Here is an 18,810-nt window from a genome sequence, read left to right on the forward strand (position 1 = left end):
CCAGAGTGCCGAACATACCGGTCATTTCGCTGCGGGATGTGCCGAAAATCCGGGTTGGCGGCATGAAGATCGCTGCGCTTGACCGGGTGCAGGCAGCAGGCCAGATGGTGGAACTGGCGCAGACAAAGGCGCCCGGTGCGCCGCCATTTTTCATGACGTCGGCCAACGGGCAGGTGCTCTCGCTTGCCGCATCCGCTCCGTCGGTCAGGGCCCTGTTCGAGAGGGCGGATCTCGTCCACGCCGACGGACAGCCGCTGGTCATGGCCTCGCGCCTGTTCTGCCGCCGCCCCTTGCCAGAGCGCGTCGCCACCACCGATCTCATCCATGACGTGGCCCCGATTGCCGCGGCGCGCGGGGCAAGTTTTTACATTTTCGGCGCGCAGGAGGATATCAACCGCCGCGCCTGCGAGACCTTGCAGCGTCTTTATCCGGCGCTGAACATTGCGGGGCGGCGCAACGGCTATTATCAGCCCGGAGAGGAAGCCGCCATCATTGACGCGATCAACGCCGCACGGCCCGACATTCTCTGGGTCAGCCTCGGCGTGCCGCGCGAGCAGGAATTCGTGGTGCGCAACCGCGACCGCCTGACTGGCGTGGGGTTGATCAAGACATCCGGCGGCATGCTGGATTTTCTGGCCGGAGCCCGCAGCCGCGCGCCGTTCACCATGCAGCGCGCCGGTCTCGAATGGCTCTATCGCCTGATGCTTGAGCCGCGCCGGCTTGGCCCGCGTTATCTCCTGACCAATGTCCATGCCGCAGTTCTTCTGCTGGCGCGCACCCGCGACGAATAGATCGCCGTTTCGTAATTGTTTTGCAGCGGAACACAGTTTGGCTTGTGAAAGCGCGAGATTTTCGCCACAAAAGGCCGGTCATTCAATTTATCCGGGGAGTGGCGGCTTGGAGCCGGCGAACACCATCGATGCTGCGGGGCGCCTGCCGGTGTCCGCAGCCATTATCTGCCTCAACGAGGAGGTCTGGATCGGTGCCTGCATCGAGAGCCTGAAGCGCTGTGCCGAAATCATCATCGTCGATTCCGGCTCCACCGACCGCACCTTGTCGATTATTGCCACCTATGCCCAGAAATATCCCATCCGCCTCATCCATCAGGACTGGCTCGGCTTTGCCCGGCAGAAGCAATTTGCCTGCGAGCAGGCAAGCCAGCCCTGGGTGCTCAGCATCGACGCCGACGAGATGCTGGATGATGAATTGCAGGCCGAACTGCCGCGCCTGATCGCAGCGCCCGCGGATGTTGCAGGCTGGAAATTGCGCCGCAGCCGCAAATTTTACGGGCCGGAATCGGCTCTGGCGCGCTTTGCCCGTCCCGCGAAGATATTTCGCCTGTTCCGCAAGGGCAGCGCCGCTTTCGATCCGGATGACCTCGTGCATGAGGGCCTGCGCACGCAAGGGCGGGTCGAGGTCTGCCGCCGGGGGCTTCTGCGCCACGAAGGCGCATTTTCCGCGGATAAGCAGATTGTAAAAGAAGCCCGCTATGCTTATCTCAAGGCACAGCAGCGGATGAACAATGGCAAGAAACCAAAATTGCTGCGGCTGATTTTCAGCCCGATTTACCGGTTCTTGCGCGCCCTGTTCATGGACAGGCTGATCCTGTGCGGCAGGCAGGGCTGGATCGAGGCACAGACAGCGGCAGCCTATTCCTTTTTGACAGAAGCCATTCATTACCAGATGTGGATGGATAAACAGGCTGGAAGATAGAATTCTATTGCAGATATACAAAGTTGATTTGCAATATATACTTGTCTAACCTTGCTTTCCTGAGGGGAAGAAGATGGTTATTCGGGTTTCAACAGTTGCATTTGAAGGCATTGAGGCCCGTCCCGTTGACGTTCAGGTGCAGATTTCGTCCGGCAACGTTGTTTTTGCGCTGGTTGGGCTTGGCGACAAGGCGGTGGCTGAATCGCGAGAGCGGGTGCGCGCCGCGCTCAATGCCTCCGGTCTCGCGCTGCCTGCAAAACGCATCACCGTCAATCTTGCACCGGCGGATCTGCCGAAGGAAGGCAGCCATTACGACCTGCCTATCGCGCTGGGTATCATGGCGGCCATTGGTGCCTTGCCTGCCGATGCGCTCGCCGGTTTTACCATTCTGGGCGAACTGGCGCTGGACGGCTCGATCAGCCGCGTCGCCGGTGTGCTTCCGGCGGCCATTGCGGCGCACGGGCAGGGCCGGGGGCTGATTTGTCCCGCGCATAACGGGCCGGAGGCGGCCTGGGCCTCGCCCGATCTCGATATTCTCGCGCCGCGCTCGCTGATCCAGCTTGCCAATCACGTCAAGGGTACGCAGGTGATGCTGCGGCCTGACCCTGTCATTCAGCCCGCCGCTGCCTGGATGCCGGATCTGCGCGACATAAAGGGGCAGGAATCGGCCAAGCGCGCGCTCGAAATCGCTGCGGCCGGCGGGCATAACCTGCTGATGTGCGGTCCGCCGGGTGCGGGCAAATCCATGCTGGCGGCGAGGCTGCCCTCTATCCTGCCGCCGCTCACCCCGCGCGAACTGCTGGAAGTCTCGATGGTGCAATCGGTGGCCGGCACGCTGGCGGGCGGCGCCCTGACGAGCCAGCGTCCGTTCCGCGCGCCGCATCATTCCGCCTCGATGGCGGCGCTGGTGGGGGGCGGCTCCAATGCCCGCCCCGGCGAGATTTCGCTGGCGCATTGCGGCGTGCTGTTTCTCGATGAGCTGCCGGAATTCCAGCCAGCGGTGCTGGATTCGCTGCGCCAGCCGCTGGAAACCGGCGAGGTGGCCATTTCCCGTGCGCACCACCGGGTCACCTATCCGGCGCGGTTTCAGCTTGTTGCGGCCATGAACCCGTGCCGTTGCGGGCGCGCCGACGAGCCGGGCTTCGCCTGCAAGCGCCAGCCCAATGAAAAATGCCGCGCGCAATATCAGGCGCGGCTGTCCGGCCCGCTGCTCGATCGTATCGACCTGCATCTCAGCATTCAGGCCGTGAGCACGGCGGATCTGCTCCTGCCCGCACCGGCAGAAGGCTCAAGCGAGGTGGCCGGGCGTGTGGCGCGCGCAAGGATCCTTCAGGATTTGCGCGGCCGCAGGGCCGGGCTGCCCGAGGGCAGTATCAATGCAACCTTTCCCTCCTCGCTCATGGATGACGCGCTTGATCTGGATGGCGATGCCCTGACCCTGATGCGCAGCGCCGCCGACAAATTGCGCCTCTCTGCGCGCGCCTTCTACCGCGTGCTGCGTCTGGCCCGCACCATAGCCGATCTTGCCGGGGAGACGGCTGTACAGCGCGGGCATATCGCCGAGGCGCTGGCCTATCGGCCCCGGCATGATCCCGATGGCTGAACCGAGGTTCCGGTTTATCAATCTTTGTCGCCTAGTCTGTGCTGCAGTTGCTTTTAGTCCGATTTAGGATGGACGGTTCATGGTCCCGATGTGGCTTTATGGCTTTGGCGCACTGCTTGCCGCTCTGGCGGGCGGCGTCTGCGTCTTTCTTGCGATCCATTCCGGGCAAAGGCGGGGCGAAGCTGTGCTGAGGGTCGAAAACGAGCGCCTTCGCGACGAAGTCTGGCGGTTGCGCGATCAGGCCGCCGCGCGCAGCCGCGCCGAAGCCGCGAGCGATGCGAAGTCCCGGTTTCTCGCCACGGTCAGCCATGAAATACGCACACCGCTCAATGGCGTGCTCGGCCTTGCCGATCTTCTGCGCGCCACCCGCCTGACGCGAGAGCAGCGTTCCTATGTCGACGCGATCGTGAGTTCGGGCGAGGCGCTGACGTCGATCATTCACGAAATACTGGATTTTTCGCGCATTGAGGCCGGACATCTTGAGCTCAATCCGCAGCCGATGAATCTGGCCACGCTGGTGGAGGGCGTGGCCGAACTGCTTGCTCCGCGCGCACAGGGCAAAGGTCTGGAAATTGCCGTCTGGGTTTCCGCGCATCTGCCGCCCCGGCTGGTTCTGGATGGCGCACGCATCCGGCAGGTGCTGCTCAATCTGGCCGGGAACGCGGTCAAATTCACGGAAAAAGGCGGCGTGGGGCTGAGCGCCGAGCGGATCGAAGGGGATCTGATCCGCTTCAGCGTGAGCGACACCGGCCCGGGTGTGCCGGAACATTTGCGCGGGCTCATCTTCAATGAATTTGAGATGGGAGACGCCACCGCGACACGGCGTCATGGCGGCACGGGACTGGGCCTTGCGATCTCGCGCCGCATTGTAGAGGGCATGGGCGGCGCGCTCAACCTGCAAACCCGCCCGGGCGGCGGCGCGAATTTCTATTTTACTGTCCCTCTGCTGGAAGACATCGGCGAGATATCTTCCCCGTCTCCGGCGCGGAAGCTGACGTGCCGGGTGCTGATCGTGGCGCTTTCGCCGTTCGAAGGGCCGTTCATGGCCCGTCGGTTGCAGGAAACCGGCGCTCAGGTGACGCAGGCTGCGCCCGATGGGTTGGCGGACGCGCTGGCCAATGAGAAATTTGACGTTCTGCTCGTGGATTGCGCGCTCGGCGAGGCCCGGACGGCGCAGATCGCGGCAAAGGCCCGCGCCGCAGGCGTCCGGCGCGTTCTGGTGTTGTTTTCACCCTTTGAGCGCCAGACCTTCGGCGCGAATGCGGCGCAGGGCTTTGACGGCTGGCTGGTCAAGCCGGTGCGGGCCGAGTCGCTTCTCCAGCGTATCTGGCCGGTGTCGGCGCCCCAGACGCAGGCCCCCGATGCAGAAGCGCATATTCCGGAGCGACTGCCCGAAGGCGCGCGCCGCATCCTGCTGGCTGAGGACGATCCGGTCAGCCAGCTTGTTGCGCAGCGGATGCTGGAGCGGCTTGGCGGCGAAGTCAGCGCCGTGGGGCATGGCGAGGCGGCGGTGGCGCAATTCCGGGCCGCGCTGGCGGGCGAGACGCCCTTCGATGTCTGCCTGATGGATATACGTATGCCGAATCTGACCGGTTTGGAGGCCGCCAGAGCCATGCGCGCCGCCGAACGCGCCGCACACAGCGCTCCAGCGCTTCTCATCGCGCTGTCCGCCAATGCCTTCGACGAGGACAGAATTGCCGCGCTGGAGGCGGGCTTTGATATTTTTCTGGTCAAGCCGGTCTCTTTCGCCCGTCTGGCCGAGGCCTTGCACCGGGACGATGCAGAACTCGTCTCCTGACAGGGCGGAAATGCTCAGGTTTTCGGGTGGCTTTTGCAAGGCAAAGGGCTAGATTTGCCGCATTGGAGGCGTCTATGACTTTGCCGGAACCGGAAATAGCTGATTTTAACTCCCCCGTCGCCGGGCTTGATCGCCTGTGCCGCGCCCGCGATGATTATGACATCGTGCGCCGTGCGCTGGCCTTCATCAGCACGCAATGGCAGAGCCAGCCTTCGGCAGCGGCCATTGCCGATCATGTCGGCCTGAATGAAACCCATCTGTCCAGCCTCTTCCGGCGCTGGGCCGGCCTGACGCCGAAGGCTTTTCTGCAGGCCGTGACGCTCGACCACGCGCGCCATCTCCTGCGCGCGTCCTCCGTGCTGGAGACGGCGCTTGATCTGGGCCTGTCCGGCCCCGGACGGCTGCATGATCTGTTTGTTACGCATGAGGCGCTTTCGCCCGGGGAATGGAAGGCGGGCGGCGCGGGGCTGGTGTTTTCCTACGGTTTCCATCCCTCGCCCTTTGGCGAGGCGCTGCTTGTGGTGTCGGACCGCGGTCTGGCGGCCATGGGCTGGGTTGACGAGGCCGCGGGCGCAACAGGCGCGGCTCGGGACGGCAGGCACGGCGCCGGGCGGGCCGGCGCGCTGGCCGATATCGTTCGGCGCTGGCCCAGAGCGCAGTTCGTCGAGAATGCGCAGGCCACCCTGCCCTATGCTCTGCGCATTTTCGATCCCGCAGCCTGGCAGCCCGGACGGCCCTTGCGCCTTGTGCTGATCGGCTCGGATTTTGAAATCCGCGTCTGGGAAGCGCTGCTCAGGGTGCCGTTCGCTGGTGCGACCACCTATTCGCAGATCGCGGGAGCCATAGGCAAGCCGAAGGCGGCGCGGGCGGTGGGGGCGGCCGTGGGGCGCAATCCGCTGTCTTTCGTTGTGCCGTGCCACCGCGTGCTCGGCAAGTCGGGCGCGCTCACCGGCTATCACTGGGGCGTGCTGCGCAAACAGGCCATTCTGGGCTGGGAGGCCGGGCGCGCTGTCGGCGACGCCTGAACATGGACTGATATTTCCGTCATATTTTCGCGCTTTCGCAAGACTTCCTGCGCCGGACGTCTTGCACGTCAAATTGTGCCTTCCTATATCAGCCTCGAGTTCAGACGATGAACCAGATTTATGAGATCGGAGATCGGGTGAAAACCCGTGCCGGGCTGCTTTGATGAAAAGGGCCGGTGATCTTGCGAGAGAAAAGGGGATCAAAATGAGTAAAGTGATTGGTATCGACCTCGGAACCACCAATTCCTGCGTTGCTGTCATGGAAGGCACGACGCCAAAGGTGATCGAAAATGCGGAAGGCGCACGCACCACGCCCTCCATTGTCGCCTTTACAGATGACGGCGAGCGCCTCGTCGGCCAGCCCGCCAAGCGGCAGGGCGTTACCAATCCCGAGCGCACGTTCTTTGCCATCAAGCGCCTGATCGGACGCACGTTTGATGATCCGATGACCAAGAAAGACATTGGTCTCGTGCCTTACAAGATCGTCAAGGGTGGCAATAACGACGCATGGGTCGAAGCCGACAGCAAAACCTACAGCCCCAGCCAGATTTCCGCCTTCACACTCATGAAGATGAAGGAAACCGCCGAGGCCTATCTCGGCGCCAAGGTCGACAAGGCTGTCATCACCGTTCCGGCCTATTTCAATGACGCGCAGCGTCAGGCCACCAAGGATGCCGGCAAGATCGCCGGTCTTGAAGTGCTGCGCATCATCAACGAGCCGACGGCTGCGGCGCTGGCCTATGGCCTCGACAAGCGCAAGTCCGGCACCATCGCTGTCTATGACCTTGGCGGCGGCACCTTCGACGTCTCCATCCTTGAGATCGGCGACGGCGTTTTCGAAGTGAAATCCACCAATGGCGACACGTTCCTCGGCGGCGAGGATTTCGACATGCGTCTCGTGGAATATCTCGCGGACGAGTTTAAGAAGGAGCAGGGCATCGACCTGAAGAAGGACAAGCTCGCCCTCCAGCGCCTGAAGGAAGCCGCCGAAAAGGCCAAGATCGAGCTTTCCTCTGCCACGCAGACCGAAATCAACCTGCCCTATATCACGGCAGACGCATCCGGCCCGAAGCACCTGGCGCTCAAGCTCACGCGCGCCAAATTCGAGGCTCTCGTCGACGACCTCATCCAGAAGACCATCGAGCCTTGCCGCAAGGCGCTCAAGGATGCCGGCCTCACCGCAGGCGGCGTTGATGAGGTGGTGCTTGTGGGCGGCATGACCCGCATGCCCAAGGTACAGGAAGTTGTGAAGCAGTTCTTCGGCAAGGAACCGCACAAGGGCGTCAACCCGGATGAGGTGGTTGCCATCGGCGCGGCTGTTCAGGCCGGTGTGCTGCAGGGCGACGTGAAGGACGTGCTGCTTCTCGACGTCACCCCGCTTTCGCTGGGTATCGAGACTCTGGGCGGCGTATTCACCCGTCTCATCGACCGCAACACCACGATCCCGACCAAGAAGAGCCAGGTTTTCTCCACTGCCGAGGACAACCAGACGGCCGTCACCATCAATGTGTTCCAGGGCGAGCGCGAAATGGCGCGCGACAACAAGAGCCTTGGCCGCTTCGATTTGACCGGCATTCCGGGCGCACCGCGCGGAGTACCGCAGATCGAGGTTACGTTCGACATCGATGCCAACGGCATTGTCAATGTCAGCGCCAAGGACAAGGCCACCGGCAAGGAGCAGCAGATCCGCATTCAAGCCTCCGGCGGTTTGTCCGATGCTGAAATTGAAAAAATGGTCAAGGATGCCGAGCTTCATGCCGCCGAGGACAAGAAGCGCCGCGAACTGGTCGACGCCAGGAACCATGCCGAGGCCATGATCCACAGCACGGAAAAGACCTTGGCCGATGCCGGCGACAAGGTGTCCGGCGCCGACAGGAGCACGGTTGAAGCGGCCATCGCCGCCCTCAAGACCGCGCTTGAAGGCGAGGATGCCGAGGAAATCAAGACCAAAACGACCGAATTGACGCAGGTGTCGATGAAGTTGGGCGAGGCTATGTACAAGGCCGGCGGCGAAGGCGCCGAGGCTGGTGCGGCCGGTGGATCGCAGCCGCATGACGAGGACGTGATCGACGCCGACTTCAAGGAAGTTGACGACAAGAAGTAAGTTTTGTTCTTGTTTCAAAATAAAATGCAAACCCGGCGTAGACACGCCGGGTTTCATCTGTATCTAGAGCGGTGAGATCAACTTCTTGAGTGCTGCAAGCATGGCAAAACGCGATTTTTATGAAATTCTCGGCGTTGAACGCACTGCTACCGAAGCAGAATTGAAATCCGCCTTCCGCAAGGCGGCCATGACGCACCACCCGGACCGCAACCCCGGCGATAAAGCTGCCGAGGCCAAGTTCAAGGAACTTAACGAAGCCTATCAGGTTCTCTCCGACGCGCAGAAGCGCGCCGCCTATGACCGCTTCGGCCATGACGCCTTCGAAAATGGCGGTCACGGCCCCGGCGGCTTCTCCGGCGCGGAAGGGTTCGGCGCCTCCATGGCCGATATTTTCGACGATCTGTTTGGCGGCATGATGAGCGGACGCCAGGGTCGCCGCGATGGCCGCGAACGCGGCTCGGATCTGCGCTATAATCTCGAGATCGGCCTTGAAGAGGCCTATCAGGGCAAGACCGCCACCATCAAGCTGCCAACCTCCATTGTCTGTGAAGCCTGCTCCGGCTCGGGGGCGAAGGCCGGTTCCAAGCCCAAAACCTGCACGACCTGCGCCGGACATGGCCGCGTGCGGGCGCAGAGCGGCTTTTTTGCGGTGGAACGCACCTGCCCGACCTGTCAGGGGCGCGGCGAAATCATCGAAAATCCGTGCGCTTCCTGTGGCGGCGCCGGACGTGTCACGCGCGAGCGCACGCTTTCCGTCAATATCCCGGCCGGTGTCGAGGACGGAACACGGATCCGCCTCACCGGCGAGGGCGAGGCCGGTCTGCGCGGCGGGCCGCCGGGTGATCTTTACCTTTTTCTTTCGATCAAGCCGCACGGGTTCTTCCAGCGTGAGGGCGCGGATCTTTACGGCCGCGTACCGATCTCGATGGTGCAGGCCGCTCTGGGCACCGAAATTGCGGTGCCAACCATTCAGGGCGAGGAAGTGCGCGTCAAGATTCCCGAGGGAACCCAGACCGGCAAGCAGTTCCGCCTGCGCGGCAAGGGCATGCCGGTGCTGCGCACCCGCGATTTCGGCGATCTCTACATTCAGGTGAATGTCGAAACGCCGCAAAATCTCTCGCGGCGGCAGCGCGAATTGCTGGCCGAATTTGAAAAAGAATCCTCCAACACCACACATCCGGAGGCGTCTGGCTTCTTTGCGCGGATGAAGGATCTTTGGGGCGCCTGATCTATGCCGCTTGACCCGCCCTGCAGGTGAGATTAACTCTGGCGCGTCTGCGGTTTTGAAAATGCGGGAGGATGAGGATGCGCGATCGGGAACGCTCAAAGCCGCGTGCCATTTCGCCAAAGGCGCCTCATTCCGAAATCCGCTGGCGCGACGAGGCGCAGTTCATCCGCACATGGCTGGACCGCCCGCGCCTCACCGGCGCTGTTTCTCCGTCCGGACGCAAGCTGGCGGCGCGCATGGCCTTTTCGGTTGATCCATCGGGCGTCGGCCCGGTGATTGAACTTGGGCCGGGAACCGGGCCGGTGACCGAAGCGCTGCTGGAGCGCGGAATCGCACCAGAGCGGCTGGTGCTCATTGAGTTCAACCCTGATTTTTGCCGCGCGCTGGCGCAACGTTTCCCGCAGCTCCGGATTATTCAGGGCGATGCCTACAGTCTCAGGGCAACGTTAGCCGCCGCCGGAATTGACAAGGCCGCCGCCATCGTCTCCAGCTTGCCGCTGCTTACCCATTCCGAACTTAAACGGCTGCGACTGCTCTCCGAGGCGTTTGAATTGCTGGAGGAGAACGGGCCATTCATCCAGTTTACCTACGGAATGCTCTCGCCAATTCCGATGATGTCCAGTTCGAGGCCTATTACGGGCATAGTTGCGGAAGTTTCGCCTGTGATCTGGCACAATCTGCCGCCGGCGCGCGTCTGGACATACCGCTCGAAGGGCTTTGCCTTTGATCCGGATTGCGATTATGCCAATGTTTCCATTGCCGACCTGATGCGAAACCGCGCCAGACGTTGGCGCAACGACAAACATGTGAAACCCGCTCTCGATCTTCTGAAGCGGATCAGCACTCATTTCGACCGATAGGCCCATCCGAGACTCTCATGACCTCTTCCCCTGTTTCCCGACGCGCGCCAGTTTCGCCGCGTGACCGCATGATCGTCGCGCTCGATGTGCCCACTGTCGCCGACGCGCGCGCAATTGCAGCGCGGCTGGGAGACAGCGTCAGCTTCTACAAGGTGGGAATGGAACTCGTTTATGCGGGCGGCCTCGATCTCGTCAGGGAATTGATCGGGCAGGGCAAGCATGTGTTCGTTGATCTCAAATTGCACGATATTCCCAATACGGTGGAGCGCGCAGCAGCGCAGATAGCCCGTCTTGGCGCGGATTTCCTGACCATCCATGCTTTTCCGCAGACGATGAAGGCGGCGAAGGCGGGCGTGGCTGGCTCAGGCCTCAAATTGCTCGCTGTGACGGTGATGACCTCCTATGACGATGCCGACCTGCGCGAGGCCGGTTACGCGTGCAGCGTCCGTGAACTGGTGTCGCGCCGTGCGGCGCAGGCGCGGGACATCGGTATCGACGGATTGATTCTTTCTCCTGAAGAATTGCAGAACACGCGGGCCGAAGTCGGGCCGGACATGCTGCTGGTGACGCCGGGCATCCGTCCGTCAGGCACGGCCGCAGGGGACCAGAAACGCATCATGACGCCAGGCCTCGCCATACGGCAGGGCGCCGATCATCTGGTGATCGGCCGTCCGGTGACGCAGGCGCCGGACCCGCGCGCCAGCGCCGAAGCGATTGTCGCCGAGATTGCTGCCGCTATGGAGCCGCAAAAATGAAAACGCCGGGCGTACCTCCGGCCCGGCGCATCCATGGCCAATGCCTTCCGGCACTGGACACTTGCCTCTCTTATAAGGGGCAATTGTGAAGGAAATATGAACTAACCTACCGGAATATAAAGAAGAATTTTAAATCAAAGAGGAGTGGCTCATGCCAAAGGGATATGTTGTAGGCAATCTGACGGTTCTGGATGCGGAAGGCTACAAGGCCTATGCCGCCGCCGCCACCGAAGCGCAGAAGAAATATGGCGGCCGTCCGATCGTGCGCGGCGGCAAATGTGAGATCGTCGAAGGCGAGGCGCGGATGCGTCAGGTGGTGCTTGAATTCGAATCTTACGAACAGGCCAAGGCCTATTTCTTCTCGCCCGAATATCAGGCGGCGCGCAAATTGCGCTTTGGCATCAGCATCGGCGATCTCGTGGTCGTGGAAGGCGTTGAATAGGACATTGCCATGAAGCTTGTTGTTGTCGGCGCAGCCGGGCGCATGGGCCGTATGCTGATCAGGACGATCAATGACATGGCGGGGGTCTCGCTGCATGCCGCCGTCGAAAATCCGCAATCGGCTGCAATCGGGCAGGACAGCGGCGTTCTTGCCGGCCTGCCGCCCAATGGCGTTGCGGTGACGGCGGATGCACTGGAAGCCTTTCTTCATGCGGACGGCGTGATCGATTTCACAGTTCCGGCGGCGACAGTTGAATTTGCCGCTCTGGCGGCGCAGGCGCGCATCGTTCATGTCATCGGCACAACCGGCCTTGATGCCGCGCATCTGGCGGCCATTTCGGCGGCGGCGCGCCATGCCGTTATCGTGCGCTCGGGCAATATGAGTCTGGGCGTCAATCTGCTGGGTGCGCTGGTCAAGCGCGTTGCCAAGACCCTTGGCGAGGATTTCGATATTGAAATCGTCGAGATGCATCACCGCATGAAGGTGGACGCGCCTTCCGGCACTGCGCTGCTGCTGGGCGAGGCTGCGGCGGCCGGGCGCGGCATTGATCTTGAAACCCGCTCCGAACGGGGCCGGGACGGCATTACGGGTGCGCGCGCCAAAGGCGACATCGGCTTTGCCTCGCTGCGCGGCGGCACGGTGGTGGGCGACCATAATGTGATTTTTGCCGGCGAGGGCGAGCGTATCGAGCTTGCGCACAAGGCCGAGGATCGCACCATTTTCGCGCGCGGCGCGCTCAAGGCGGCTTTATGGGCAAGGGGGCGCAAGCCCGGCCTCTATTCCATGATGGATGTCCTGGGCCTGAGCGATTTCTGATCCGCGGCTTCATCGCCTGCGGCGGGCGCAGAATAAGAATATAAAACAACGTGTTAAGGAGATAGATATGTCTGAGCGGCTTCTGGTGCTGGTGCGCCACGGACAGAGTGACTGGAATCTGAAAAATCTGTTCACCGGCTGGCGCAACCCGGAACTGACGCCTCAGGGCGTGGCCGAGGCTACCGCTGCTGGCCGCAAGCTCAAGGCCATGGGTGTGCAGTTCGACGTGGCCTATACTTCCGATCTTTCGCGCGCGCAGAACACCTGCCAGCTCATTCTTAATGAACTGGGCCAGAAGGACCTCCAGACGATCCGCGATCAGGCCCTGAACGAGCGCGATTATGGCGATCTCGCCGGGCTGAACAAGGATGATGCCCGCAAGAAGTGGGGCGAGGAGCAGGTGCATATCTGGCGCCGTTCTTACGATGTCGCGCCGCCCGGCGGTGAAAGCCTCAAGGATACGGTGGCCCGCGTGCTGCCCTATTATTGCCAGCATATCCTGCCGCGCGTGCTGCGCGGCGAGCGGGTGCTGGTGGCGGCGCATGGCAACAGCCTGCGGGCGCTGGTCATGGTGCTGGACGGCCTGACGCCGGAAACCATCCCCTCGATGGAGCTTGATACCGGCATTCCGCTGGTCTACCGGCTGAAGGCGGATTCAACCGTTGAAAGCAAGCAGGTGCTGAAAGCCTGAGTGCGCATACCGCCCTTCGTCATGCACGATAAGCGCATGACGTGTTCGCAATGTGCTCACGCTTCAAGAGCCGTGGCGTGCGGACGCGTCTCCGCTTCCGTCTCATCGAATTTGCCGTAATCAAGCGTGGTTATGCCGTTGGTGCTGGTGGTGATGATATCGGCATAGACGCGGCCCCAGAGAATGTCGCGCGCCAGATAGACCTTGCGGGCGCGCAATTCCTGCGCCGATGTTTCATCGACACCCTTCACCGTCAGAATGAACTGCGCCTGTTCGCGCTCCAGCGCCTCGGCGTTGCGCCCATAAAGCAGGCTTGTCTCGTTGATGGGGTGAAACAGCGTCCAGGAGAGGATGAAGCTCGGATTTTCGTGGCGCATCAGCGGCAGGCGGTGAAAGCGGCGGAAGCGCTGCCCCTCGGCTGTATGCTCGATACGCAATATCCACAGCACCGCCGTGGCATCCGATATGGAATTATGCCGCGCATTGGCGAGGCGGATCATCAGCGTCGGCAGGCCGTCATGGCGGGCGATGACCGGATTGGCGGCGAATATCAGCCGAGCGCGCGGACGCGAGAACCGGGCAAAAATCAGCCCCGTGAGCGCCGCTGTCTGGAACAGTCCGGTAAAGCCTTCCAGCGAAGCGATGATATGGCCGTAATTCGACTGCGGATGCATGTCGCCATAGCCCACCGTGATCAATGTTTCGATGGAAAAGAACAGATAGCCGACGAAATCTCCGGCGCGCACATTGGCCACCGGATCATGCCCCAGCCAGTAGAGGCTGGCAAAGATCAGGTTGCTGATGAGAAATATGACGATCGTTCCGCCCAGAAAGGCCGGAAAACTCACCGTCATCGCCTGATGATAGAGGTCGAGCCAGAAGGCGTCGGTCTGGCCGAGCGTGATGATCTGCCGGTCGCCGATCCGTACCTTGCGCTGCCGGGGCTTGCGGGGTGCGCTCATCTGAAAGGCGGCTCGTCAAAGGCGCGCAGCTTGCGCGAATGGAGCGTATCCTTGCGGCCGCGCAGCAGTTCGAGCGCGGTAAGGCCGATTTCAAGATGCTGGGCCACGGCGCGCTCGTAAAAGGCATTGGCCATGCCCGGCAGCTTGATTTCGCCATGCAGCGGCTTGTCGGAGACGCAGAGCAGCGTCCCGTAGGGCACGCGCAGGCGGAAGCCCTGCGTCGCGATGGTGCCCGATTCCATATCCACCGCAATGGCGCGCGAAAGATTGATGCGTTTGCGTTCCTGACTCCAGCGCAATTCCCAGTTGCGGTCATCATTGGTGACGACCGTGCCGGTGCGCAGGCGCTGCTTGAGCGCCTCGCCTTTATCGCCGGTCACAATAGCGGCGGCTTCCTGCAATGCCACCTGAATTTCGGCAAGGGCGGGGATGGGCATGTCGGTCGGCACGAGCTGGTCGAGAATCCGGTCCTGCCGCAGATAGCCGTGAGCCAGCACATAATCGCCGATCTGCTGGCTCTGGCGCAAGCCGCCGCAATGGCCCACCATAAGCCAGCAATGCGGGCGCAGAACCGCCAGATGATCGGTCATGTTCTTGGCGTTCGATGGCCCCACGCCGATATTGACCAGCGTGACGCCCTGACCGTCCTTCGTGGCAAGATGATAGGCCGGCATCTGATATTTGTGCCAGGGGTTGTTCTGGATCAGGGCGTCGACCTCCGCTTCGGCCATGTCTGCGGTGAGAACGAGGTCGCCGGGCAGGATCAGGCGGTCAAAGCGCCCGCCGAGGCGGAGCTGTTCCAGCCCCCAATGGATGAACTGATCGACATAACGGTGGTAATTGGTGAGCATGATCCAGGGCTGGCAATGGCGCCAGCTGGAACCGGTGTAGTGCACGATGCGGCGCAGTGAATAATCGACGCGGGCGGCGTCAAACAGGCTCAGCGGCCGCGGCGCATCGTCGTCTTTCTGTTCCCATACGCCGTCGGCCACTTCGTCGCCCACCTCGGAGAGCAGCGGCACAGGAAAAAACCGGGCAAGTTCCGCTGCGGAAATGCCCTGACCGCCCATTTCATCGCCCTTTTCAAAAACATAGGGAAACGGAATTTCCGTGCTGCCGATGCCGACAGCAAGCGTCGCGCCAAATTCGTTCACCAGCGGGCGCAATTGCTCCAGCAGATAGGGGCGAAATGCGTGGGGATGGGTGATGCTGGTGGAATAGACGCCGGGATGCGCAAATTTCGCGAAGGCGCGCCGGCTAGTCTGCTGCACCCCTTTTGGCGCATAGGTCACGCGCAATTCGGGATAGCGGAAGGACGCGCGCTCCTGCGGGCCGGGCGGATCGCCGCTCTGAAAAAAGCGTGCGAGGCAGGCGCGCTGCGCCTTAACCGCCGCGGCATGCAGGCGTTCCAGTTCATCGACAGCGGCTTCGGGGGTAAGGTTCTGAGCAGGTGCGGTCCGGTCTTGGCCAGTCATTTTCGTCTCGTTCTTCATTTTGCCTAGATTGCGCGAGAAGAAGGACAAGGTAAAGGCGGGAGTTTGGTAACGCTTTTTTAACCTTGTGGGCGTGCTCTGTCAGAGGGGCGATCCGGAGGCAAAATCATGGTCAGGCGAGGCTGGTTGGTCACATTTGCGGCTCTGGCGCTTGGCGCGCCGGCTGTTGCGCAGGAGAGCGGCGCGCCTCTGCCAAAGCCCGAGCCGGCTCTGGCGCATGTTCAGGACCCGCGCCTGCCGGCCAAGCTGCTCTTTGGCCGCGAATCAGAACCTGACCATCTGCCTCCGCGCGCGATCGGATTTTACTCGCGCGGCTGCCTCGATGGCGCCCGGGCCTTGCCCATCACCGGTCCGGACTGGCAGGTGATGCGCCTGTCCCGTCATCGCAACTGGGGTCATCCGGCGCTTATCGCCTTTCTGGAGCGTTTATCCGCCGATGTGCCGAAGGTCTCGCACTGGCCGGGCCTGCTCATCGGCGACATGTCGCAGCCGCGCGGCGGGCCGATGCTCACCGGCCATGCCTCGCACCAGATCGGCCTTGATGCCGACATATGGTTCACGCCCATGCCGCACAGCACGCTGGATGCCGCCGCGCGGGAAACCATGGTTGCCACCGATGTCGTCGCGCCCGGCGGCCTCAGCGTCAACCGCAACTGGACGCCCGATCATATGGCCGTGCTCAGGGCGGCAGCCGAGCTGCCGGAAGTCGAGCGCATATTTGTCAATGCCGCCATTAAAAAGGCCATGTGCGCGGCGGCTGGCCCGGATCGCGGCTGGCTGGAGAAGGTGCGGCCGTTTTATGGGCACAAATCGCATTTCCATGTGCGCCTTGCCTGCCCGGCTGGCCAGCCCCTGTGCCGCGCGCAGGAGCCCGTGCCGGAGGGTGACGGCTGCGGAGCCGCGCTCGATTACTGGTTTTCGGATGCAGTACTGCATCCCAAGCCGCCGCGCGTGCCGCCAAAACCCAAACCGCCGATCACGCTGGCGGATCTGCCCGTCCCTTGCCGCGGTGTTCTTGAGGCTCAGTGACCGGAGCCATCCGCATGGCTGCGATCCTGTATATAATCGGTGACGGACATCAGCAGGCCGACGAGCGCCAGCACCAGAACAATCGCCAGAGACCACATGATGTCGCGTTCGCTGGCATGCGCAAGATCCATATAGACCTCGAGCAGCTGGATCGTGGCGATGGCCAGAATAGAGCCGAGCAGCTTGAGCTTCAGTCCGGTGAAATCGATCTGGCTCATCCAGGTCGGCCAGTCGGCACTGGCATTGCGCTCAAACGGCGTGATGAAATTCTCATAGGACGAGACAATCACGATCACCAGCAGCGAAGCCAGCAAGGTCAGATCCACAAGCTTCAGCACGTCGATGGTGAGCTGGCTTTCGCTGGACGCGGCCGCGTGAAGCACCATTTCGTAAAGATGCATGCCGGCCTTGTAGAGCAGCAGGCACAGCCCGGCCACAAGCAGCAGGTAAAACGGGGCGAGCAGCCAGCGGCTGAGCAGCAGACTGGCCTGCAGAAAGGCCTTGGCCGGTTTATTCATGAAATCTTCGCATCCTTGAGGATTGATTGCAGCTTGCGCGGCAAGCTTGCCATGATTTCGGCATGGGCGGCAACAAGATAGGCACGCAAATCTTCATCATCAAGCCGCGAACCGGGCCTTAGCGCGACCCAGCCCGCGCGGGCGAGATAAGGCGCAGGCCGGAAGTCGCCGCTCTCCAGCATCAGCTGCAGGTCTGCTGGCCGGGCCTTGAAGCATGGCAGAAACTCAGGGCCCGTTCCGGCCAGCGCGAACATCCGGCCGCGTACTTTCCAGACATGTGTGCCGCGCCATTGCACAACCGTGCTGGCGCCGGGCAGGCCGGCGCAGAACGCGTTGAATTCCGCCAGCTTCATCAGGCCCCGACGCCGGTGCCGATGGCGCAGCTCACGCCCGTGCCACCAAGGCCGCAATAACCGTTCGGGTTCTTGGCCAGATATTGCTGATGATAGTCTTCCGCGGCGAAATAGGGCGGTGCCTCGGCAATCTCGGTGGTTATGGCGCCATAGCCTTGCCGCGCCAGCGCCCGGCCATAAGCCTCGCGGGAGGCCAGCGCCTCGGCTTTCTGCGCAGCACTGGTGGCATAGATGGCGGAGCGATATTGCGTGCCGATATCGTTGCCCTGACGCATGCCCTGCGTGGGATCATGGTTCTCCCAGAATGTCCGGAGCAGGTCGCTGTAGGGCCGGATTTTCGGATCAAACACCACCTTTACCGCTTCGGTATGGCCGGTGAGGCCGGTGCAGGTTTCCTCATAGGTGGGGTTGGGAGTCAGGCCGCCCATATAGCCGACGCTGGTGCTGTAAATGCCCTCTCCAAGCTGCCAGAATTTGCGCTCCGCCCCCCAGAAGCAGCCCATGGCGAAATAGGCTGTCTCATGCCCGTCCGGCACGGCGGCAAGATCTGTGCCCAGCACGAAATGGTGCCGCGCGGTGGGAATGGGCTGTGCCCGGCCCGGCAGGGCCTCGGCGGGGGTGGGCATACGCGCGCTTTTGCGAAACAGCATGGGTCTTACTCCTGTTGCTGGGCCCAATATAGGCGCATCGCGGCAATGCGCCAGATAATGCGCTTCACCTTTTCGTGTCAGTCGCGGGCAGAAAAGCCGATCTGCGCGCTGCGCCGCTGCGCCAGAAGAAAAAGCCCTCCGCCCACAAGCCAGCACAGAAGAAAGGCCGGAGCATGCAGCAGCGGCTGAAGAAAAAATGGCCAGAGATACGGTACATGCGCTTCGGCGAAAGCGTGCAGACGCGGTGCCCAGGTCGCATTGGCCATGTTTATCAGGCTCTCCGGCGTATAAAGGGCAAGCTGATGCGCGCCGATGGAGCGGGTGCCGTCGACGATGGCGAGGGCAAATCCGCAGGCCAGCAGAGCAACGCCGATGAAGAGGCCGAGAAAACGGAACATGGGCTTTCATAACTTTTGCGAATGCTTCTGTCGATAGCCGCTTTTTTGTCACGAATTTCATTGACCTTGGCTTCGTCCTGCATATAGTGCGGCCACCTTTTGCGGCGCATAGCGAAGCAGAGGTCGGGGCGGTTCAACCGCCGCCCCTGAAAGCAAAGCCTTTTGCCCCGGCAGGATGCTATGCGGAGAGATGGCCGAGTGGTTGAAGGCGCACGCCTGGAAAGTGTGTATACGGGCAACCGTATCGCGGGTTCGAATCCCGCTCTCTCCGCCAAACCTCCATTCAATCCCGTTCCCTATTGTTCAAATAACGTTGTAATTTCAACGCTTATGCCCTAGATTTGTCCTGTTTCGTTCAACCTTGTTCATGCC

At 62.0% G+C, this 18,810-nt stretch carries 19 protein-coding genes and 1 tRNA gene; 14 read left to right on the top strand and 6 right to left on the bottom strand.

The window, feature by feature from the left end; all coding sequences use genetic code 11:
- The first annotated feature begins 5 nt into the window (after positions 1-5).
- From AC0N03_RS05940 to AC0N03_RS05995, 12 genes are all read left to right on the top strand, one after another.
- Positions 6-791, top strand: a complete 786-nt coding sequence (locus tag AC0N03_RS05940; protein WP_474287673.1) for a WecB/TagA/CpsF family glycosyltransferase — start codon at positions 6-8, stop codon at positions 789-791.
- Positions 792-897: 106 nt separating this feature from the next.
- On the top strand, positions 898-1,713 hold the full coding sequence (locus tag AC0N03_RS05945) for a glycosyltransferase family 2 protein (RefSeq protein ID WP_474287674.1): 816 nt from the start codon (positions 898-900) through the stop codon (positions 1,711-1,713).
- Between the two features lie 73 nt (positions 1,714-1,786).
- The gene (locus AC0N03_RS05950) at positions 1,787-3,316 is read left to right on the top strand and encodes a YifB family Mg chelatase-like AAA ATPase (protein ID WP_474287675.1); all 1,530 of its coding nucleotides are present in this window, start codon (positions 1,787-1,789) and stop codon (positions 3,314-3,316) included.
- A gap of 79 nt (positions 3,317-3,395) precedes the next feature.
- Positions 3,396-5,114, top strand: coding sequence for an ATP-binding protein (locus tag AC0N03_RS05955; RefSeq protein ID WP_474287676.1), 1,719 nt, complete (start codon positions 3,396-3,398; stop codon positions 5,112-5,114).
- 74 nt (positions 5,115-5,188) lie between these two features.
- On the top strand, positions 5,189-6,139 hold the full coding sequence (locus AC0N03_RS05960) for a methylated-DNA--[protein]-cysteine S-methyltransferase (RefSeq protein WP_474287677.1): 951 nt from the start codon (positions 5,189-5,191) through the stop codon (positions 6,137-6,139).
- Between the two features lie 205 nt (positions 6,140-6,344).
- Positions 6,345-8,243: a molecular chaperone DnaK gene (dnaK, locus tag AC0N03_RS05965; protein ID WP_474287678.1), complete on the top strand. Its 1,899-nt coding sequence runs from the start codon at positions 6,345-6,347 to the stop codon at positions 8,241-8,243.
- A gap of 100 nt (positions 8,244-8,343) precedes the next feature.
- Positions 8,344-9,471 (top strand): molecular chaperone DnaJ, encoded by a 1,128-nt coding sequence (gene dnaJ / locus AC0N03_RS05970; RefSeq protein WP_474287679.1) that lies wholly within the window; start codon positions 8,344-8,346, stop codon positions 9,469-9,471.
- 77 nt (positions 9,472-9,548) lie between these two features.
- On the top strand, positions 9,549-10,331 hold the full coding sequence (locus tag AC0N03_RS05975) for a class I SAM-dependent methyltransferase (protein ID WP_474287680.1): 783 nt from the start codon (positions 9,549-9,551) through the stop codon (positions 10,329-10,331).
- A gap of 17 nt (positions 10,332-10,348) precedes the next feature.
- Positions 10,349-11,086 carry an orotidine-5'-phosphate decarboxylase gene (pyrF, locus tag AC0N03_RS05980; protein ID WP_474287681.1) on the top strand — a complete coding sequence of 246 codons (738 nt, stop codon included), beginning with the start codon at positions 10,349-10,351 and terminating at the stop codon, positions 11,084-11,086.
- Positions 11,087-11,237: 151 nt separating this feature from the next.
- Positions 11,238-11,528: a DUF1330 domain-containing protein gene (locus AC0N03_RS05985; RefSeq protein ID WP_474287682.1), complete on the top strand. Its 291-nt coding sequence runs from the start codon at positions 11,238-11,240 to the stop codon at positions 11,526-11,528.
- Positions 11,529-11,537: 9 nt separating this feature from the next.
- The gene (gene dapB, locus AC0N03_RS05990) at positions 11,538-12,344 is read left to right on the top strand and encodes a 4-hydroxy-tetrahydrodipicolinate reductase (RefSeq protein WP_474287683.1); all 807 of its coding nucleotides are present in this window, start codon (positions 11,538-11,540) and stop codon (positions 12,342-12,344) included.
- 67 nt (positions 12,345-12,411) lie between these two features.
- A complete protein-coding gene (locus tag AC0N03_RS05995; protein ID WP_474287685.1) occupies positions 12,412-13,035 on the top strand; it encodes a 2,3-bisphosphoglycerate-dependent phosphoglycerate mutase in 624 nt (207 codons plus the stop codon).
- 56 nt (positions 13,036-13,091) lie between these two features.
- Here AC0N03_RS05995 and AC0N03_RS06000 read toward each other — a convergent pair whose 3' ends face one another.
- A complete protein-coding gene (locus tag AC0N03_RS06000) occupies positions 13,092-13,997 on the bottom strand; it encodes an ion channel (RefSeq protein WP_474287687.1) in 906 nt (301 codons plus the stop codon).
- Complete coding sequence (locus tag AC0N03_RS06005; protein WP_474287689.1) at positions 13,994-15,472, bottom strand: AMP nucleosidase; 1,479 nt, start codon at positions 15,470-15,472, stop codon at positions 13,994-13,996. Before AC0N03_RS06005 ends, AC0N03_RS06000 begins: the two co-directional genes overlap by 4 nt.
- Before the next feature lie 126 nt (positions 15,473-15,598).
- Between AC0N03_RS06005 and mepA the strand changes: the two genes are divergently transcribed.
- On the top strand, positions 15,599-16,519 hold the full coding sequence (mepA, locus tag AC0N03_RS06010; protein ID WP_474287691.1) for a penicillin-insensitive murein endopeptidase: 921 nt from the start codon (positions 15,599-15,601) through the stop codon (positions 16,517-16,519).
- Here mepA and AC0N03_RS06015 read toward each other — a convergent pair.
- The 4 genes from AC0N03_RS06015 to AC0N03_RS06030 form a co-directional block, all read right to left on the bottom strand.
- Positions 16,513-17,037 carry a YqhA family protein gene (locus tag AC0N03_RS06015; RefSeq protein ID WP_474287692.1) on the bottom strand — a complete coding sequence of 175 codons (525 nt, stop codon included), beginning with the start codon at positions 17,035-17,037 and terminating at the stop codon, positions 16,513-16,515. The genes mepA and AC0N03_RS06015 overlap by 7 nt on opposite strands.
- A complete protein-coding gene (locus AC0N03_RS06020) occupies positions 17,034-17,390 on the bottom strand; it encodes an MmcQ/YjbR family DNA-binding protein (RefSeq protein ID WP_474287693.1) in 357 nt (118 codons plus the stop codon). The genes AC0N03_RS06015 and AC0N03_RS06020 overlap by 4 nt, the downstream gene beginning before the upstream one ends.
- Entirely contained in the window at positions 17,390-18,040 is a 651-nt protein-coding gene (gene msrA, locus AC0N03_RS06025; RefSeq protein ID WP_474287695.1) for a peptide-methionine (S)-S-oxide reductase MsrA, read from the bottom strand. Before msrA ends, AC0N03_RS06020 begins: the two co-directional genes overlap by 1 nt.
- Positions 18,041-18,117: 77 nt before the next feature.
- Positions 18,118-18,438, bottom strand: a complete 321-nt coding sequence (locus tag AC0N03_RS06030; protein WP_474287696.1) for a hypothetical protein — start codon at positions 18,436-18,438, stop codon at positions 18,118-18,120.
- Between the two features lie 184 nt (positions 18,439-18,622).
- On the opposite strand from AC0N03_RS06030, the gene AC0N03_RS06035 reads away from it, so the two are divergent.
- Positions 18,623-18,712: transfer RNA gene (locus tag AC0N03_RS06035), tRNA-Ser, on the top strand.
- Positions 18,713-18,810: the final 98 nt, after the last annotated feature.

This window comes from Methylocystis sp. sgz306128 (assembly GCF_056032725.1).

Excerpts from the sequence above, each read along its gene's own strand:
- AC0N03_RS05950 (WP_474287675.1), top strand. The coding sequence starts at position 1,787 with ATGGTTATTCGGGTTTCAACAGTTGCATTTGAAGGCATTGAGGCCCGT.
- AC0N03_RS05955 (WP_474287676.1), top strand. The coding sequence starts at position 3,396 with ATGGTCCCGATGTGGCTTTATGGCTTTGGCGCACTGCTTGCCGCTCTG.
- AC0N03_RS05960 (WP_474287677.1), top strand. The coding sequence starts at position 5,189 with ATGACTTTGCCGGAACCGGAAATAGCTGATTTTAACTCCCCCGTCGCC.
- dnaK (WP_474287678.1), top strand. The coding sequence starts at position 6,345 with ATGAGTAAAGTGATTGGTATCGACCTCGGAACCACCAATTCCTGCGTT.
- dnaJ (WP_474287679.1), top strand. The coding sequence starts at position 8,344 with ATGGCAAAACGCGATTTTTATGAAATTCTCGGCGTTGAACGCACTGCT.
- AC0N03_RS05975 (WP_474287680.1), top strand. The coding sequence starts at position 9,549 with ATGCGCGATCGGGAACGCTCAAAGCCGCGTGCCATTTCGCCAAAGGCG.
- pyrF (WP_474287681.1), top strand. The coding sequence starts at position 10,349 with ATGACCTCTTCCCCTGTTTCCCGACGCGCGCCAGTTTCGCCGCGTGAC.
- AC0N03_RS05985 (WP_474287682.1), top strand. The coding sequence starts at position 11,238 with ATGCCAAAGGGATATGTTGTAGGCAATCTGACGGTTCTGGATGCGGAA.
- dapB (WP_474287683.1), top strand. The coding sequence starts at position 11,538 with ATGAAGCTTGTTGTTGTCGGCGCAGCCGGGCGCATGGGCCGTATGCTG.
- AC0N03_RS05995 (WP_474287685.1), top strand. The coding sequence starts at position 12,412 with ATGTCTGAGCGGCTTCTGGTGCTGGTGCGCCACGGACAGAGTGACTGG.
- AC0N03_RS06000 (WP_474287687.1), bottom strand. The coding sequence starts at position 13,997 with ATGAGCGCACCCCGCAAGCCCCGGCAGCGCAAGGTACGGATCGGCGAC.
- AC0N03_RS06005 (WP_474287689.1), bottom strand. The coding sequence starts at position 15,472 with ATGACTGGCCAAGACCGGACCGCACCTGCTCAGAACCTTACCCCCGAA.
- mepA (WP_474287691.1), top strand. The coding sequence starts at position 15,599 with ATGGTCAGGCGAGGCTGGTTGGTCACATTTGCGGCTCTGGCGCTTGGC.
- AC0N03_RS06015 (WP_474287692.1), bottom strand. The coding sequence starts at position 17,037 with ATGAATAAACCGGCCAAGGCCTTTCTGCAGGCCAGTCTGCTGCTCAGC.
- AC0N03_RS06020 (WP_474287693.1), bottom strand. The coding sequence starts at position 17,390 with ATGAAGCTGGCGGAATTCAACGCGTTCTGCGCCGGCCTGCCCGGCGCC.
- msrA (WP_474287695.1), bottom strand. The coding sequence starts at position 18,040 with ATGCTGTTTCGCAAAAGCGCGCGTATGCCCACCCCCGCCGAGGCCCTG.
- AC0N03_RS06030 (WP_474287696.1), bottom strand. The coding sequence starts at position 18,438 with ATGTTCCGTTTTCTCGGCCTCTTCATCGGCGTTGCTCTGCTGGCCTGC.